This window comes from Victivallis vadensis (genome assembly GCF_003096415.1).
GTDB lineage: Bacteria > Verrucomicrobiota > Lentisphaeria > Victivallales > Victivallaceae > Victivallis > Victivallis vadensis.
Genome location: NZ_QEKH01000002.1, coordinates 150,409 through 168,378, shown reverse-complemented (window position 1 = coordinate 168,378; position 17,970 = coordinate 150,409). Strand labels below are relative to the sequence as shown.

General features: G+C 61.0%; 12 protein-coding genes. 7 read left to right on the top strand and 5 right to left on the bottom strand.

What is annotated here, in order from left to right; translation table 11 throughout:
- Position 1: 1 nt before the first annotated feature.
- From lnt to C8D82_RS01940, 5 genes are all read left to right on the top strand, one after another.
- On the top strand, positions 2-1,753 hold the full coding sequence (lnt, locus tag C8D82_RS01960) for an apolipoprotein N-acyltransferase (protein ID WP_147836780.1): 1,752 nt from the start codon (positions 2-4) through the stop codon (positions 1,751-1,753).
- A 2-nt stretch (positions 1,754-1,755) separates the two neighbouring features.
- Positions 1,756-2,625 carry a damage-control phosphatase ARMT1 family protein gene (locus C8D82_RS01955; RefSeq protein WP_165832773.1) on the top strand — a complete coding sequence of 290 codons (870 nt, stop codon included), beginning with the start codon at positions 1,756-1,758 and terminating at the stop codon, positions 2,623-2,625.
- Positions 2,609-3,472: a CvfB family protein gene (locus C8D82_RS01950; RefSeq protein ID WP_116882583.1), complete on the top strand. Its 864-nt coding sequence runs from the start codon at positions 2,609-2,611 to the stop codon at positions 3,470-3,472. The genes C8D82_RS01955 and C8D82_RS01950 overlap by 17 nt, the downstream gene beginning before the upstream one ends.
- The gene (locus tag C8D82_RS01945; protein WP_116882582.1) at positions 3,469-3,909 is read left to right on the top strand and encodes a DUF2059 domain-containing protein; all 441 of its coding nucleotides are present in this window, start codon (positions 3,469-3,471) and stop codon (positions 3,907-3,909) included. Before C8D82_RS01950 ends, C8D82_RS01945 begins: the two co-directional genes overlap by 4 nt.
- Positions 3,910-4,032: 123 nt before the next feature.
- A complete protein-coding gene (locus C8D82_RS01940; RefSeq protein WP_133245017.1) occupies positions 4,033-7,989 on the top strand; it encodes an ATP-binding protein in 3,957 nt (1,318 codons plus the stop codon).
- A 23-nt stretch (positions 7,990-8,012) separates the two neighbouring features.
- Here the strand turns inward: C8D82_RS01940 and C8D82_RS01935 are convergent, their stop codons facing one another.
- The 4 genes from C8D82_RS01935 to C8D82_RS01920 all read right to left on the bottom strand — a co-directional run bounded on the left by C8D82_RS01935 (position 8,013) and on the right by C8D82_RS01920 (position 11,586).
- Positions 8,013-8,735: a hypothetical protein gene (locus C8D82_RS01935; RefSeq protein WP_133245016.1), complete on the bottom strand. Its 723-nt coding sequence runs from the start codon at positions 8,733-8,735 to the stop codon at positions 8,013-8,015.
- A 138-nt stretch (positions 8,736-8,873) separates the two neighbouring features.
- Positions 8,874-9,737, bottom strand: a complete 864-nt coding sequence (locus tag C8D82_RS01930) for a bifunctional methionine sulfoxide reductase B/A protein (protein WP_207776051.1) — start codon at positions 9,735-9,737, stop codon at positions 8,874-8,876.
- Positions 9,738-9,829: 92 nt separating this feature from the next.
- Positions 9,830-10,324 carry a 2-thiouracil desulfurase family protein gene (locus C8D82_RS01925; protein WP_116882578.1) on the bottom strand — a complete coding sequence of 165 codons (495 nt, stop codon included), beginning with the start codon at positions 10,322-10,324 and terminating at the stop codon, positions 9,830-9,832.
- A complete protein-coding gene (locus tag C8D82_RS01920; RefSeq protein WP_116882577.1) occupies positions 10,321-11,586 on the bottom strand; it encodes an FAD-dependent oxidoreductase in 1,266 nt (421 codons plus the stop codon). Before C8D82_RS01920 ends, C8D82_RS01925 begins: the two co-directional genes overlap by 4 nt.
- Before the next feature lie 470 nt (positions 11,587-12,056).
- Here C8D82_RS01920 and C8D82_RS01915 point away from each other — a divergent pair, with 470 nt between their 5' ends.
- Both C8D82_RS01915 and C8D82_RS01910 read left to right on the top strand, forming a co-directional pair.
- Positions 12,057-13,007, top strand: a complete 951-nt coding sequence (locus tag C8D82_RS01915) for a magnesium transporter CorA family protein (RefSeq protein ID WP_116882576.1) — start codon at positions 12,057-12,059, stop codon at positions 13,005-13,007.
- A gap of 1 nt (position 13,008) precedes the next feature.
- Positions 13,009-13,575, top strand: coding sequence for a hypothetical protein (locus tag C8D82_RS01910; protein WP_116882575.1), 567 nt, complete (start codon positions 13,009-13,011; stop codon positions 13,573-13,575).
- 46 nt (positions 13,576-13,621) lie between these two features.
- On the opposite strand, the gene C8D82_RS01905 is transcribed toward C8D82_RS01910, so the two are convergent.
- A complete protein-coding gene (locus tag C8D82_RS01905) occupies positions 13,622-17,932 on the bottom strand; it encodes a glycoside hydrolase family 2 protein (RefSeq protein ID WP_165832772.1) in 4,311 nt (1,436 codons plus the stop codon).
- Positions 17,933-17,970: the final 38 nt, after the last annotated feature.

Below are 17,970 nucleotides of genomic sequence, written 5' to 3'. Positions count from 1 at the left end.
AATGCCCCAATTACGCAAATTTTTTCTGTCGAAACCGGAAACAGACGGTTCCGAGGCTCCCGATGAATCCTGGCGGATCTCCCGCGCCGGAAAGCTGTTCCGGCTGCTGACCGCCTTTGCCGGAGGCGCGCTCTACGCGGCGGCGCTGCCTCCCTTCAACCTGGAACCCCTCGTTTTCGCCTCCGTCTTTTTGCTCTATCTGGTCGCGGCGGAGTCGCACTGGCGTTTCGCGGCGCTGGCGGGCTGGGTGTGGGGGCTGGGCTGGTCGCTCTTCGCCTACCAGTTCCTGCGGGAGATCGACCCGGCGGTCCCCTATTTGCTTGCACCGGTGATCTCGGTGTGGCCGGCGGTCTGGGCGGGGCTGATCCCTTTCCTGAAGCGCAACACCCTCTATCCGCTCGCCGCCGAACTGGGAGGCTTCGAGGAACGTGAAAAATTCCTGCAAAGTTCCGCCGCCTTCGGCCGGTGGCTCTGTTTTGCGGTCGGTTCGGCCGCGCTGTTCACGCTGCTGGAGTGGACCCGGTCGAGGCTGTTCAACTGGAACGACCTCGCCGTGACCCAGTACCGCAACCTCGCGTTGATCCAGCTGGCCGCGTTCACCGGCAGTTACGGGATCAACTTCCTGATCGCGCTGGCCGGAGGCGCGCTGTATGCCGCCTGCCGGACCGGCTTCCGGGGGCCGGGGCTGCGCGTGCTGCTGGCCGCGGTGCTGACGCTGACGCTCGCGATGCTCGGCGGACTGATCCGGCTGGACCGCGAAAAGCCGGTGAAGCCCAACTGGTTCCCGGCGGTGATCCAGGGGGATATCTCACAGCGCCGCAACGCGAACACCAACCAGGCACAGGAAGCGCTCGAAATCTATCTGCAGCTCAGCCGCGACGCGCTCGCGGGCAAGCCGAAGCCCGAAATCCTGCTGTGGCCGGAGAGCGCGGTGCCGGTGCCGTACCGTTCCACGCATTCAGTCAGTTTCCTGTTCCGGATCGGCCTGCAGAACCTGATCCTGCAGAGCGGCGTGCCGATGCTGATCGGCGCGATCGACTTCGAGGACAAACTGCCCGGCTCAGCCACTCCTCCCGGCATGACCAACAGCGCGCTGTTCTTCAACCACCGCGGCAGGCTCCGCCACAAATACGACAAGATCCACCGGGTTCCCTACGGCGAATACATCCCGTTCCGCCGCTGTCTGCCGGGTTTCATCGTCAGGATGATCGATATGAACCGCGATCTGGTGCCGGGAGCCGACTACAACCCGATCGAAGTCCGCTCCGATGTGCGGGCCGGAACCGCAATCTGTTACGAAGGGGTGTTCGGCTACCTGACGCGGGAGTTCGCGCGGCGCGGCGCGAACGTGCTGGTGGTGCTCTCCAACGACGCGTGGTATCCGAAGAGCAGCGAGCCGGAGCAGCACCTCGCCAACGCGACGCTGCGCGCCGTCGAAACCGGTCTGCCGATGGTCCGCTGCGGCAACAACGGCGGCTCTCTGGTGGTGACCCCGTACGGACGGATCACGCAGGTATTGACCGTGGACGGCCCGGAACAGCGCCCCGAACTGCGGCGCGGGCGCGGCGTAAAGACGCTTGCCGTCGGCGTCGAACCATCCCCTTCCTATACCTTTTACGTCCGCCACGGCGAATGGTTCATCGCAGTACTGGCTGCCGTGGAAGCGGTGTTCTGGCTGGCGGCATTCGCCGGCTTCAAAAAGCGAAAACAAGCCCTGCTGGACGCGATCCGCCGGCCTGGTGCGGGGAGCTGACCATGCGTGTGCAAACCGACTGTTATGCCTGCATCCTCTCCCAATCGGTGCGGCTGGCCAAACTGGCCTCCCCTGACCCGGAGGAACAGTCCCGGCTGATCAGGCGGATGCTGCAAAAAGTGCTGGAGGCCGACGACCGCGCCACTCCGCCGGAGTTCGCCGGCCAGTTCAACGAAATCGTCAGCGAAGTCTCCGGCATCGACGACCCGTTCCGGGAGGTCAAGGACCAGTCCACCCGGCTGGGCCTTGAGCTGCTGCCGGAGCTGCGCGAGCTTGCCGAAGAACAGCCCGATCCCTTCGAGGCGAAAGTCCGCATGGCGATCGGCGGGAACATCATCGACTACGGGGTAAACCCGGAATTCAACCTGCTCGAAGCCGAAGCGGGTATCCGCGAGGTGTTCGACCTGCCGTTCGACCGGACCGCCTGCGCCGACCTGAAGCGGCGGATGGACCGGGCGAAGCGGATCTTCTACATGCTCGACAACTGCGGCGAAGCGGTGGTCGACCGGCTGCTGATGGAACCGTATGCCGACAAACTGGTGATCGGCGTGCGCGGCAAGCCGGTGCTGAACGACGTGACCCGCCGCGAAGCGATGCTTTCCGGAATCGACTTCGCGCCGGTCCTCGACACCGGGGACCGCGCGCCCGGCGTGTCGCTGCGCCGGAGTTCTCCTGAAATTCTCGACGCGCTCCACAGCGCCGATCTCGTAATCTCAAAGGGGCAGGGAAATTTCGAATCGCTGGATGAGGATTTCCGGGGCCCCGTTTATTTCCTGCTCCGCATCAAATGCAAAGTAATCGCCGAACGGCTGCGACAGCCGCTCGGCTCCATCCAGATCCTCGGAAGGAATCTTCATGCTGAAACTCGGTAAATTCAACCGGCTGGTCGTCGAAAAAACCACGGAATTCGGTTTTTACCTCTCCGACGGGACCGACCGCCGCAACATGGTGCTGCTGCCCAACAAATATGTGCCGGAAAACCTCGACGTCGACGACGAAATCGATGTTTTCCTGTACCTCGACTCCGAAGACCGGATCGTCGCGACCACACAGACGCCGCTGGCGCAACTGGGGGACCTTGCCCGGCTCCGGGTCAAGGAACAGACCCGGATCGGGGCCTTCCTCGACTGGGGGCTGGACAAGGACCTCTTTGTCCCCTTCCGCGAACAGCCGGTGCGGCTGACTCCGGGCGAGCTCTGCCTGGTCAAGCTCTATCTCGATCCGGTCACCGGCCGCATCGTCGCGTCGCGGCGGCTGTCGCGTTTCTACACCGGCGACGTGAGCAAGCTCAGGCTGAACCAGAAAGTCCGGCTGACGGTCTGGGAGGAAGCGCGGCTCGGCTGGCGGGTGATCGCCGATGACAGCTATGTCGGACTCGTCTACTTCAACGAGCTCTGCCGCACCCTTCATCCCGGCGACCGGCTCGACGGTTACGTCCATGCGATCCGCGCGGAAGAAAACCGCATCGACGTGCGGCTCCGTCCCGACGGCATCGAGGGAATCAAAGCCTTCAAGCCCGCCGTGCTCGACGCGCTTGAGGACGCGGGCGGATTCCTGCCGCTCAACGCGAAAAGCGACCTCGCCGCGATCCGCGATTATTTCAGCTTCAGCAAACGGGTATTCAAACAGGTGATCGGCATGCTCTATAAAGAGGGCAGAATTACGATCGCCGAAGACGGAATCCGATTAAATCCACCTCAGGAGGAAAAACAACCATGAAATTCGCCATCCTTTGCGCCGCCGTGTCTCTGTCGTTCTCTCTCGCCGCCGCCGAATACAGCGCCGCCGACCGTGCGCTCGCGATTGAGCTGCTGAAAGCCGACGGCACCGAGCAGGTGCTCGACCAGACCTTCAACTCCGCGCTGACGCAGATGAGTCCCAAAGACAGCGATCCGGCCCGGCCTGTGATCGAACGGTACCTGAAGAAGTGTTTTTCCTTCGAAGTACTCAAGGAGGACCTGGCGACCATCTATCTGGACAACTACACGGTCGATGAACTCAAGGGCCTGATCGCTTTCTACCGGACTCCGCTGGGCCGCAAAAAAGCCGCCGCCGATCCCAGGATCGGAGCGGCTACCGCCAAAGTGACCTCGCTGAAAATTCAGGAGAATCTTCCGCTGTTGCAGCGTGAGTTGCAGAAAGCGTTGAAGAAATAGTGTTCCCGGCACTCCGTTTCATTCGATAAGATCGGCAAAAATCATACTCAGGATTTGTATTTCAATGTCATATGGAGTATCTTCTCCGGCAAATATTCACGCGGTCCCAACGGGAAAATCAATATGAATCTGAACAAATCCTGTTTCCCGGCATGGGCGGCAGTGCTGCTGCTCCTGTGCAGTACTCCCTTTGTGACCAGTGGAATTGCGCCTGAAAAGAAAACCAGAATTCTGCTGGTCGCCCAGCATGATCCGACTTACCGTCTCCCGTCCGACGTCGCCTACAGCGTAATCGACGCGCTCGACCCGGAACGGACCGGACTGCCGGCGGAAATCAATGCCATCTGGATCACCCAGCACCAGTCCGATTCCGCCGTGCGGGCGGCGCTCGAACAGCTCGCCCGTGAACTGCAGGACGGCCGGTGCGACCTGATTATTTCGCGCCATCCGCTGACCCACCCGATCCTGGAGTTCCTGAAAGCGCGGAAACTCGATATCCCCGTCGTTTTCTACGATGCGCCGGAGCAGGAGCAGGGGCTTCAGCAGGAGTACCCGAACTCCACCGGCCTGATCCGTTACCGGGACGCCGCCGAAACCGCGCTGACGGCGGCCGCGTTGTTTCCCTCCTGCCGCAATATCGTGATTACCTCCGGCTACGACAATATGCGCGACCGGGAGGAACGAATCCGCAGACAGCTCGCCGGACTCCCGCGGGGTTACCGGCTCCTCTTTCTCTACGACGACGAAATTACCCCGGATGAGTATGTCGAACGGATTTCCGGGCTGCCCGCCGGCGACGTAATCCTGATCTCCACCACCCCCTGGCGTGATAAGAGGACCGGCAAAACCGTACAGGTCGACGAATTGGCCGCCCGGCTGGAAGCCCATAACCCCAACCGTAAAATCCGCAACTTCTCACTGGTCGATTACGGCCTCAACAGCGGAGTGCTCGGCGGTTACCTGATCTCCGTCGACGAGTGGGGACGGCAGATAGCCGATCTGGTCACCCAAACCATCCGAGCCGGAAGCGCCAGGCATATCCCGGTCGCCCGAACCTGCTCCCGGCTGGTGATGAATTACCCGCTGCTGCTCAAAACCGGGGCCCGGCTCGCCGCGCTGCCGCCCGACACCGTATTCCTTCAGAAACCCAACACCGTGTGGGACACCCACCGCAACTATGTGCTGCTGGCCTCCGGCGTGATCCTGCTGCTGCTTATCCTGGTGGCCCTGCTGACCGTATTGCTGCATCTATTGCGGCAGGCGCGCGAAAAAGATCGCGTCAACGCCGCGATTTTCCGCTCGCTGCCGCTGCAGATCACGGTGCTGGACCGCAATCTGAATTTGCTGGTCCGCCACCGCGACGTCAACCAGCCGCCGGTCCCCTACCGGCAGGCAACCACCCTGTTGGACAGCCTGAGCCGGCAGACGCTGGAACAGATCACTCCGCAGGTCGAGCAGGTGTTCCGGACCGGCCGGAGCGTGAGTTTCGACTACGATTCCGACGGCGAGTGGCGCCGGATGGTGATCTACCGGCTGCCGGTTTCGATCATGGGCCGCGAATGTGTGCTGTGCATTTCACTCAACATCGACCGGGAGCGAAAGGCGGAGGAGCAGACACATACCGCCAACCGGCTGCTTCAGGCGATTCTGGATCACATCCCGGCAATCGTTCAGGGAAAGGATCCGGATGACGACTACCGCTACGTATTCTGGAACCGGACCAGCGAGCGCGTCTCCGGCCTCCCGGAAAAAACAGTTCTCGGCAAGCGCGATTGCGATATTCCGGGAATGGCCGAAATCGCGGACCGGCTCCGCGAGGAGGATCTCGCCGTTCCGCCCGACGGCCAGCTGGTCGAAAGAACCGACACCTATCCCTACTCGGATGGAACCGTCGGCTACTTTCACGCGGTCCGCCGCAACGTCCGGATTGATGAACACCACTCTTTGCTGCTGACGATGGCCAACAACATTACCGAGCAGCATATTCTGGAGCAGGAAAAAGAGAGACTGCTCCGCCGCCAGAGCGACTTCCTGAAACAGGAGCAGCTCTGGAACAGTTGTCTGACCAAGCTCGCGGCCAATGAAGATTATGCTGAGACCATGAACGCGATTCTGGAACAGTTCGCCGGCTTCTTCGGGGCAGGACTCGCCTGTCTCTATGAATACGCGCAGGAGGATTCGCAGGTCAACATCACCCATCTGTGGAGCGAACCGGAGCTGCAGACCGGCACCGAGGGCATCAGGCGGCTGCAGGCGTGGCGGGAAAGTCCCTTCGCACACCGCCTGATGCAAAAAGAGGTGGTCTGCCTCCGCCGGGAGCAGGATTTCGTTCCGGTCAATCCGGAAGTGGTCGCCAACTTCCGGCATCTCGATTTTGTCGGTTTCTACGCTGCCGGGCTCCGGCAGAACGGCAGGCTGACCGGTTTCCTGCTGCTGGGCTTCCGGAGCGAAGAGAAGTTCACGGGGACCGACGCGGCGCTGGTCAAAGCGTGCGCCGACCTGCTTGAACTGGCGATCACGCGGCGCAATCAGGATATGCTGGTCCGCCAGAAGGAACGCATGCAGAGCATCCTGCTGGACAACATGAACATCCCGGTTCTGCTCTTCGACACCGCCGGCCGGATGCTTTCCATGAATAACGAGGTGGTCAAAGCGCTGGGGCTCAGCGCGGAAGAGGTTCTGAAGCGCCCCTGCTATCAGGTGTTCTGCCGCCACGACACCTATCCGCGACACTGCCCCGTGCAGCAGGCGCTCCGAACCGGCGAGAAGGCGTTCCACAGCTTTTCCCTAAATGGCCACGATTACGAGGTCACCGCGATTCCGGTGCTGGACGAAGCCGGCAAAGTGGTCAATGTGCTGGAGTGCGCGGTCGATGTGACCCGCCAGAAAGAGCTTCAGCGCCGGACCGCCGAAGCCCTGGAGCTGACCCGCCAGGCGTATCAGACCAAGAGTAACTTCCTGGCCATGATGAGCCATGAAATCCGCACCCCGCTCAACTCGATCATCGGCTTCAGCGAGCTGCTGCAGGCCACCTCGCCGGATTCCGAGGAGCTGCACGACTATGCGGCCAATATCAACACCGCCGGCCAAACCCTGCTGCAGCTGATCAACGATGTGCTGGAGATTTCCCGTTTCGAAGCGGATCTGGTGGAAATTCCGCTGGAATGGGTCGACTTCAACCGCCTGCTGGCTGAAATCGGTTCTATTTTCAAGCACATGGCCCGCAAGAAAGGCCTTGACTTCCGGATTGAAGCGCCGGCGGAACTCCCCGAGATTTACCTGAATGACGCCCGCCTGCGTCAGATTCTGCTCAATCTGGTCGGCAACGCGGTTAAATTCACCGAAAAAGGCGGAATTTCAGTTTCGGCAGACTTCCGGGCCACCGACAGCGGTCACGGCCGTCTGGAAATTACCGTCCGGGATACCGGCATCGGCATCGATCCGGGTCTGCACAGCCGGATTTTCGATCCTTTCGTGCAGGCGGACGAAGGAGCCGTCCGCGGCAACCGGACCACCAACGGCACCGGGCTGGGACTCTCGATCGTAAAACGGCTGCTGGACAAGATGGGCGGCTCGGTCACGCTGGAAAGCATTCCCGGCACCGGCAGCACCTTCCGGATTCTGTTCGAACAGCTTTCCGTCCGGGAGCGGCACACGGATACGGGTTCACCGCAGGCCTTTTCCGCTGCGGAATTCAACGATCCGGAACCCGCCTGGGTAGTGGACGACGTCCCGATGAACTGCCGGGTGCTGGCTGCCATGCTCGAAAAGCTGAATATCAAGGCGGAGGCGCTCTCCGATCCGAAAACCGCCCTGGAGCGCATCCGCGGCGGAGAACACCCGAAACTGATCTTTTCCGATATGTGGATGCCCGACCTGAACGGAGCCGAACTCGCCGCGGCGATCCGGCGGCTCCCCGCGGGCGGAACGATCCGGATCATCGCCGTGACCGCCGATACGGATTCCAGGCACAACTTCGACATGAGTGTTTTCGATATGATCCTGACCAAACCGGTCAACCGAGAGAAGCTCGCGGATGCTCTCCGCCGGCTGCGGGAAGCCTCGCCGGACGGTCCCTGATCCCTGTCTCCTTCGGGACAGGATCAGAACTCCAGCACACGGTTGAAACTGCGCGTCCAGTCCGCATTGCGTCGTTTGCGCGTCATGCCGACGGCATGGCCGTCCAGAAAAGCCAGATTGTAGTAACGGCCATGTCCCCAGTGAAAGTTGCCGTCGATGAACTCACGCAAACTCCAGAACGGCTGGTTCCGATCGTCCGTTCCATCGTTGAAACCGGTATCGTTCATAAAGAAAAAGCGCCCCGGCGACGGCAGTCCGCCCAGGCGCCGCCGGGCGAATGTTCCCTGAAACGCGGACGGGTCCGAATTGCGGTTGACCGGCAAAGTGTCGTAAACGCCGAACCGGCTGGGCCGCGCCTCGAAGAGATTCAGCTCCCGCACCTTGCCGGAATGGTTCAGATAGCTGTCCACCCCGTCCGGGCAAAGCATCCGCTTCGGAATGCCCCGGGACTCGAACTGCTGATGCCCCGCATTGTCAAAGTCGTCGTAAAAAATCGCCCCATTCACCTGTAAATAGGGCGACAGCAGCTGCCAGAGTTCCAGAAACTCCCCCACCCGCAGCCAGGAGTCGGCGGTCGGGAAGTAATCGTCCGAATCCGCTCCATACAGCTGGATGCCCGCCCCGTATTGCCGGAGGAGGCTCACACAGGAGTTCCGCCGGGCGGCACGGCGGCAATACCCCGCCGCCGAAAGCAGCAACCCCAACAGGATCGCGATCACCACGATCACGACCAACAGTTCAGCCAAAGTGAAACGGCATCGGCGGGCGCCTGATGCGAAATGGCACCGGATCAACTCCATATGGTTTCCCGCTCTTCCCGTGTCAGTTTCTTTTTTACTTCCGGGTAATCTACCATACGGTTGATTTGTTTTCAAGGGAGAATTTCAGAAACGTCTGGTGTAAATATGACAATACGGCGTTTGCCCATTGCGCCGGTAGTAATCCTGATGGCCGGGCTCGGCATTCCAGAAGCGTTCGAACTTCTCAACGCGGGTCACGATCCGGTATCCTTTCCGCCTGAGCAGTTCCAGCAGCCGCTCCGCCGTCTTTTCCTGTTCTTCATCCAGATAAAAGATCGCGGAACGGCATTGCGGACCGATATCCGGTCCCTGCCGGTCCTCCTGCGTCGGATCGTGAATTTCCAGAAAGCAGCGGCAAAGCGTCTCGAAGTCGGTCTGTTTCCGGTCGAACACCACTTCGACCGCTTCGACATGGCCGGTCTTGCCGGAGCAGACCTGGCGATAGGAGGGATTTGCGACCTTGCCGCCGGTATAACCGCTGGTGACGGCCGCCACGCCTGGCAGCCTGGCCAGCATCGCCTCGACGCCCCAGAAGCAGCCTCCGGCAAACACCGCGCGGCCGAGCCGTCCGCCCTGCTGCGGTTCAAAGCGCAGAGAGAGCGAATTCACGCAATGCCGAATATCCTTTGCGGTAAACTGTTCCCCACTGAATACATGGCCGAGGTGGGCTCCACACCCGGCGCAGAGAATTTCCGTGCGGCTGTCGCCGGGATCGGAAAGCCGCCGAACCGCTCCCGGAATTTCGTCGTCGAAGGCCGGCCAGCCGCAGCCGGAGTGAAATTTGTCATCGGACCGGTAGAGCGGCGCGCCGCAATTGCGGCACGCGTAAACTCCGCACTCAAACGTATCGGTATAGCAGCCGGTGAACGCACGCTCCGTGCCGTGGTTCAGGATCACCTGCTTTTCTTCGACCGACAAGGGACCATAGGGGGATTGGATGTGTTCCATTGCAATTACTCCTCTTCCAAAGAACGACAACAGTATCAGACAGCATGAAATTCCGACAATTTTCATGGCTCCTCCTCACTTGAGCCAAGCAATCACTTCGACAGTTCTTCAATCCTCCTTTCCAGTTCCCGCCGGGCGCCCGGTTCGCGCAGCGCCTCGGCTTCCACAACCACGAAACCGGGAAAGCGCCGCAGCCATGCGGCCGCGAAGCACCCCCTGCCCTCGCCGACCCGGTTCCCCGCCGCATCGAATATTCCGACGCCGGACAGGCCGCACGACGGCGACTTGCTCTTGAAAATGAATCCGGCCAATTCCAGCTCCGCGAGCTCCTCCGCCCGTCGGCGGCAGAACTCCTCCATCCGGGCGGTCAGGTCGCGCCGCGTCTCCACGGTCTCCAGCTGCTCCCCGACCAGCCGGATCGGTTCGCGCGGCACGGAAAGCCCGCACTCGACCTCCGGGCAGACCGGCACCCATTCGACCAGCCGGCCCAGCTGGTCCCGCAGATACGGGTCAAGTTTGTGCCGCCCGTCGTAACGGACGCATTCGCCCAGCAGACAGCGGCTGATTCCGAAACGCGGCCTGCTCATTCCGGCACGATCGCTCCATGCCGTTTCAGCAGCGCCCGGATTTCGGCCAGCTCAAGCCGGAGCGGATCGGCGCCGGACTTCGCGCTCAACGCCGCCATCGCCCCCGCCGCCTGCCCGGTCGCCATGCAGATCGCCTGCACCCGCAGCGCCGAATTGGCCAGCCGGTCGCTCGACAGCAGCCGCCCCGCCGCCACAAAACGGCGGCTGTGCGCCGGAATCAGCGCGCCGCGCGGCACCTGCGGCACGGTGCCGGGAGCCAGCCCGCGTTTGTCCAGCCCCACTTTGGCGTCGTGCAGGTCGATCGGATAGAACGCATTGCAGAGCGCATCCGGGTACTTCCTGCCCGCCGCGTAATCGGCGGCGGTCACGGTATCCTCGCCGACGATGGTGCGGGTTTCGCGCACGCCGCATTCGGGGCCGTCCAGCCGGAACTCCAGCTGCTCCAGCCCCGGCTGGCGGCGCAGGAAGCGGTAGAGCCGCAGCAGCGACTCCCGCCCGGCGATTTCGATCTTCGTGCGCCCGGCGCTGTCGCAGGCGTTGATCCCGGAAATATGGTTGCTGTTGTTGCCGCGCTTGATCAGCACATTCGGATTGAAGCCGCCCGCCCAGCCGGTATCCTCCGCGCAGACTTCCCCCTTACGGACCGCCTCCTGAAACGCGTTGCCGATCGCGTCGAGGTCGAGCGATTTCAGATGATAGCCGGTCGCGTAGACGCTCATGGTGCCGGGCTGGCACGGCTCGGAGGTCCGCACCTCATACCCGGCCAGCTTTGCGGCGTTGGCGTCGCCGCTGCAATCGGCCACGACCTTGCTTTTCACTTCGTACAGCCCGTCCCGGCCGCAAAGCGTGACCGCCCAGCCGGACTCCTCCCCGGAGAGCGCGCCGAGCATGGTGTGATACTTGATCGTCACACCGGCGGCCAGCAGTTCCCGGTCGACAATCGCCGCGAAGATCACCGGATCGAGCGGAATCTGATGCTCCCAGTGGCGCGTCATGTCGGTACGGCTGAAATCCGGCATCGGACGCTCCATCGTCTCCAGGGTTTTCGCGACCAGCTCCCAGCCGATTCCGGCGATCACCTGACGGCCCCACGCATTGAAAATACCGGGATAATGGATGCCGGAAACCGTCATGGTTCCCCCCGGAATTCCGTTTTTCTCCACCAGGCAGACGGCGGCTCCGGCCCGCGCGGCCTGAAGCGCGGCGGTAATTCCCGCCGCACCGGCGCCGACGACCAGGACATCGAACGATTCACAATTCATAAACAGATCCCATTGTTGATGAAAATCAGGTATTTTTTACAATATAGGCGTTTCCGCCGCAAATGCAAATATTTCGGGAGCTGATCCGGACGGACGGAAAATTGCCGGGAATTTCACCGCGCCGGTTGAAAAAGGGCGGCGGGAGAGGTATATTCTGAAATAGTCTGCTATTCGTCAATCAACCAGCAGTCAGGAATATGAAAGAGAAACAGAAAAATACGAAAATCAGCGAGGACCCTGGACCCCGATGGCGTGAAGCCGCGTCGGGTGGTATTTTTCTGTCCGGCTCGCGTTTCTGAAGCTCCGAGCTTTCGTTGAGGTTGCCGCGGTTCGCGTTGGCGGCTTCACGCCTGTAAAAGAGAACGGCATGCGTCGTTGTCTTATATCGTCGGGTTTCCGGGATACCGGTTCCGGGCGCACTCTGCCGCGCCCGGTCGAACGATCACAAAACGTTACAGGAATCTTGGCTTATGTTCAGATGTTACGATCTGGTCGATGGTCGGGTGCAGAGCTGCCCGGAGGGACAGCTCGGAATCATTCAGGTCTACAGCGCCCCGACCGAGGAGGAAAAACGGTATCTGGTCGATCAGTGCGGAATCGACGAGCACACGCTCGTCTCCGCGCTCGACGAGGATGAAATCTCCCGTGTGGAATACGAGCACAACCATATCGCGGTGATCCTGAAGCGCCCGCGCAACTTCCAGGTGGACCGGACGATGGCGTTCAAGGTGTCGTCGATCGGCGCTTTCCTGTTCAAGGACCGGATCGTGGTGCTCCAGGCGGAGCCGATGCCGCTCTTCGAACACGGCCGCATGCCGCTGCGCGGCAATACCATTCAGGGCGTGCTGCTGCGGCTGCTGCACCATTCGACCCACCACTTCCTGCAGCATCTGCGGATTATCCGCAACATCTCCGACGAAATCGAGAACAAGATCGAATTCGCGGTCACGAACAAATCGCTGGTGAATATGTTCTCGCTGCTGAAAAGCCTGACCTACTATGAAAGCGCCACCAGCGCCAACCAGCTGCTGCTGCTCAAGCTGAAAAACGACGCCGGCAAAATCGGCTTCAACGAGGAGGAGCTGGACTTCCTCGACGACATCACCGTCGAAAACAAACAGTGCGACAACCTCGCCGGAATCTACGCCGGGATTCTGACCGGCATGTCCGACGCGCGCGTTTCGGTGGTCAGCAACAACCTCGCCGGAATCATGAAATACCTGGCGGTGATCAACATCGTGTTCATGCCGCTGACCGTGATCACCGGGCTGGGCGGCATGTCGGAATTCACGATGATGACCGAAGGCATCTGGTGGCCGCACGCCTACAGCGCGCTGGTGCTGGTGATGGTGATCGTCGGCTACGTGACCTACCTGCTTGTGAAACAGATCGGAACCAACAATTCGGGAAGAAGGCGGTAAGATGAGTCCGGAAAAAAAGAGCCGCGTCCGCGGCGAACAGCTCTCCCGCCGCGGCCGGGAGCGCCTGCAGAAGCTCGGTCTCCGCTTCGACCTGCTGGCCGCCGCGCTGGCGGTGGTGATCGTGGTCGCCACCGCGATCTGCATGGGCGAACCATACGAACTCGGCAAGCCGGAACCGCATGGCTTCGCGCTGTGGTTCCTGCTGTTCCTCGGTTATCTGCCTATGGAGCTGCTGAGTTTGTTCAACTGGTGCTTCGGCCTGCAGGAGACTCCGCTGATGCACTTTCTGGTGGTGGAACAGCCGGCCGTGATGCTCGGCGCCTGCAATCTGGCGACGCTGGCAGTGCTGTGGGCAGTATTCCGCTTCTGGGCGGCGCGCCGCTACGGGGCGAACTTTCTGCAGACCACGATACACTTTCTGGAAATCCTTCTGGTCTGGGGGCTTTTTCAGATCGGCTGTCTGGTCGGCCTGGAAATCTGGGACAGGGGCGGCTTCACCCCGATGCACCGCCATCTCGCCCGCCCCGCCGAACCGGAAAAGGTCATCCTGATCGATTCCGCCAAGTAATGTTTGAAGAAAACTCCGGGCGATTGCCCGGAGCCGCCGCCCGGAATCAATATTGCCTGATCCAATCCGGGTTGTAATCATAATCGCGGCTTCCGCCGGAATAAAGCTGTTTCCAGAAACGATTGGCGCCATCCGTGTTGGTAAGCCGGATTTCCGCATCGACGAGGCCGCCGGGCGCGGTCCGGTTTTCCACGCGGATCACCAGCGTATTTTCTCCGGCCTTGAGCAAACCGTCCGGAATCCGGTAGACGCGCTTGTGTTCATCGGCGGCACCGATCTGCGTACCGTTCAGGAAAGTGCGGTCGGCGGTGTTGATGTGTCCGAGTTCCGCACGCATTCCTTTGGCAGCCGCCTGCTCCGGCGTCAGCTTGAACCGCAGCCGGTACCAGCTCACTCCGGAATACTCGCGTTCGAGAAACGCTTCGTAACCGACTCCGGGGCGAACGGATTCGCCGCTGAGCGTCTGCTGGCCGCTGAGCCATTTCCCGGAACCGTCCCGGCCGGCCTGCCGGTTCTCCGAGAGGCCTTTGTCATCCGGGTCGAGCGCGAACTCCCAGCGCATGCTCCGCAGCGGAATGGTCAAACTCCGGTCCACCCGGTACGGCGAGGCGGAATCCGCCATCTCCGCGCCGTGGGAAGTCAGCAAAGCGGAGATCAGACGGGCGTATTTGACCGCCGCCATCCGGTCCGCCTCAAAACTTTCCGGCGTCAGGGAGCTGAAAAACCAGCTGCCGCAGCCGTGCTTCATCTGCACCAGAACCGCCGGCGAGGCTGCCGCCGCACTGTTGGGGAACTTCGCGAATTCCGGCAATTCCGGTTTTCCGCGCCAGTAAAGCTCGCATTCGCTCCAGCCCTCTTTCCAATTGCCGCCGTCTCCGGCAGGCACGACGCCTTTTTCGCTCTTTGCGGCTTTCCTGAGTTCCATCACGAAAGGCAGCCAGGAGCCGTACCAGCTCTTTCCGGTATGCAAGTAGAGAATTTTCCCGCCGTTGTAAACGTAGTCCGAGAGTTGGAAGCTGTGCTTTTCCAGCGCTTTCCAGTCCGGATCGGAGACGATCAGAAGCCGGAGGCCGTTCAAATCGGAGAGATCGGTATTCCGGTAGTGGACTCCGAACTTTTTCAGCAGGGCTTTTCCGCTTTCCCCGCCGAAAAAACCGACTTCGCCATAGGCCGGGCGGCGTTCCGCCAGATAGTCGACCATCCGGCAGAACACGGTGGTCGCAACCGGGTCAAGTCCGAGCCGTTCTCCGATTTCCAGCTGGGAACCGAGCCAGCTTCCGTTCCGTCCCCGATACTCCAGAAGCGGCGTCTGATAGAGGTCGAAACCGCTGACCAGCAGCGACAGATAATTCCCGGCCTGCGGACGGCGGAAAACATTGCCGGCAACCATGCCGCGATTGCCCCAGTCAGTCCACGCCGCATTGGACCAGACATGTCCCGGTTCCGCGCTGCCGTAAGCGGGATCCAGCGAATGGCTGCCGCGCCAATCCGCGAAATCGGCATCGGACAGCCCTTCCAGCACCGGATGGGCGGGAGCGTTGATGAACGCCTGACGGCTGCGGACTTTCATCAGCTCCGGGGAAGCGTTCCTGTGCTGTTCCATCACCAGAGTCTGAATTCCTTTTCCGGCCAGGGCGGAGAAATCGGGCACTTCCTTGAGAGCGCTGAGTGCACCGGGAGCAACCACCAGCACCTGCCGCACATTGAGATTCGCAAAAGAGTTCACCGCAGTCACTTCATACCCCAGCTTCTTCAGCGCGGCGGCAAACGCCGGAGTGCCGCCGTAAAGCTGAATGCTCCGAACCGCCGGGCGCACTGCCGGAAACACTTGAACCGGGATTGCCGTAACCAACTCCGGCGAATCCGGTGAAACAGGGCGGAAAACCGCCCGCAGCGTATAGTCCCGCCGGACTCCGATGCGCGGCAGTTTCAGGCGGAACGGAACCGTCTTCTGCGTATATGCCCCGATCCGGAAAGGGACACGGGTTGATGCGGCGGCCGCGCCGGAACCGTCCAGCACGGAAATTTCGACCTGCCAGTCCAGCGCCCTGCCGCTCATATTGACGACTCCGAGCGCTTTGGAGAGCGTTTCTCCGCTCCAGAAAGCATGATCGTTTTCATAATAGTCCCTGCCCGCGCCGACGAATTTGCAGGCGACTTCCGCCATCGCCTGCCGGAACGGAGTCGACGCCAGATTCGGGCGGATATCCAGCTCCGGCCCGAACGGTTCAAACAGCGGCAGCACATGGGAGCCGTACAGATAGACCGGTTTCACGCCGGGAAGCGTCAGATCGCCGTCCAGCCGGGGCGCCGGAGGACAGGAACGCGCCGCCGTCAGATAGCGTCCGCAGATGTACTCGAACGGCGCCAGCCCGGCCAGGCCGTCATAACGCCAGAAGAAAACGGTCCGGTTTACCGAATCCGCCAGAACTTTGGAATAAATGTCGGCGATGAAACTGTATTCCGTTGCCTTGTTGAACCCGTCACATCCCCGGCTGGAGGCCAGAAGATCGTTGTAGACGCCATCCCACGCAAACGTCGTAGTGACGGTTTTCTCCCGATAGGCGGCGGGGCCGAGGATACGGGCGGCATTCTCCTGCCAGTAATAGAAATCCGGTTTGTTGCGGATCTGTCCCCACAAGTTCAAATGCGCATAGGAGCCGTGGTACGGAATCGCGTATTCCCCGCAGTAGACCGGCACTTCGCGGTCTTTGCTGTAACGCGAGAACAGCGCCGCCAGTTCGGCGAGGGGAGCGCCCCAGGTGTGGTAGATATGCACGCCGTAAGCATTTTTCACATGTCCGGAAGCTCCGGTCAAAACCTCGGCGTCCGGGAAAAAGTCCTTCACCTGATCTGCCACCCGGTTCAGTTTCACCGAGCGGACTTTCGGATCGCCGGCCAGATTCGGGTCGCCGCCCTGCCGGATCTGTTCCGTGCCGTCCGGCAGAATATAACGGTGCTGCTTCGCATCCCGGGAGATTCCGATATAAGCCGGATTGTTGGCGCTTGCGGACATCTGATAATAGACGTTGATCAGGATCGCCACTACGGACGGGTGATTGTCGAGGCGCCCGGAGCGGACGTTCTCCGCCGCCAAGGAACGCCACAGCCCGGCGCACTCCTCCGGCGTATGATTGTTGAACTCGTCATAGTTGAGTTCAACCCGTTCGACGCAAAGGAACCCCTCCTCGTCGGCGATGTCGTAAAAGGAAGCCGCGTTCATGCGCTGCGTATAAGCCGCATTGATGCCGAATTCCTTCATGGTCCGGATGCTTTTCCTCGTCATATTGTCCATCGTGTGCCAGAGCGGGGCCCACATGCCCTGCCATGAGGATTCGGTGTTGATCATGATCGGATTGCCGTTCAGCAGAAAACGGCCCTTTGCCGCAGTCAGCTCCCGGAACCCGAAACGCAGCGTTGCGGCATCCACGGTTTCGCCGTTCCGCGTCAGTCTGCAGTCGAGATAATAAAGATTCGGCGCGTCGACGCTCCAGAGTTTCGGAGTGATGTAATCCAGCTCGATTCTGCGGGCATAGGGGCGTGTTTCCGTATGGACGGTTCTGCCGTCTCCGGCGTCGCGGACCGTGAATTCCGCCGTGCCGCCGAAATCCTCCGGCAGAGTGCCGCCGCCGAAGTCGATCCGCAGCTTCTTATCCTTTACGAAAGTTGAAATCCGGGCCTGACCGAAATTCAGCTTCGGGCGGGTGCAGAGCCAGACGTTGTCCTGCAGTCCGGCACGGGTGAAATCCCCTCCCCGCGGGTCGTCCGGGGAAGTTGCAACGCAGATGGTATTCTTTTCCCCCGCGGGACGCAGACAGTCCGTGATATCGACCAGGAAAGCCGGGCTGTTCATCGACAATTTCGGGGTATGTCCCGGCAGCGGCACCGCCTTTCCGTTGACGAACAGAAGCCCGCGGGAATAGAGCGCATCAAACTTCAGCAGCGTCTGCCGGTTTGCACACTCCGCCGGAGTGACGAACTCCCGGTAGTACCATCCCTGCCGGTAGTCGGTATATTGTTTGCCGCGCACTTTATCCACCGCCCGGCCGTCCGCGGTGCGGAAGAAATTGCACATCGGCCCCGTCCGCCAGAAACTCGGCACGAGGAAATATCCCCACTCCTCGGAAAACGGCGGCGGGGTCTCCTGCTCCTTCTCGCAGAGCGCGAACTTCCAGAAGCCGTTGAGACTGATGTCGGTACGCTCGCCGCCCTGCTTCCTGAACGCTTTGGAAAGATCCCAGTCGTTCAGCTTCTCCGGGGCGACCTTTGGAATCTGCCATTCCGGGAAATAGACATGATCCGCATAAACAACGGCTGTCCACACAGCAATCAATACACCAAACAAGATCCGCTTCATTGTATTCCTTCCCACTTCCGTTTCCATGCAGTCCTTCC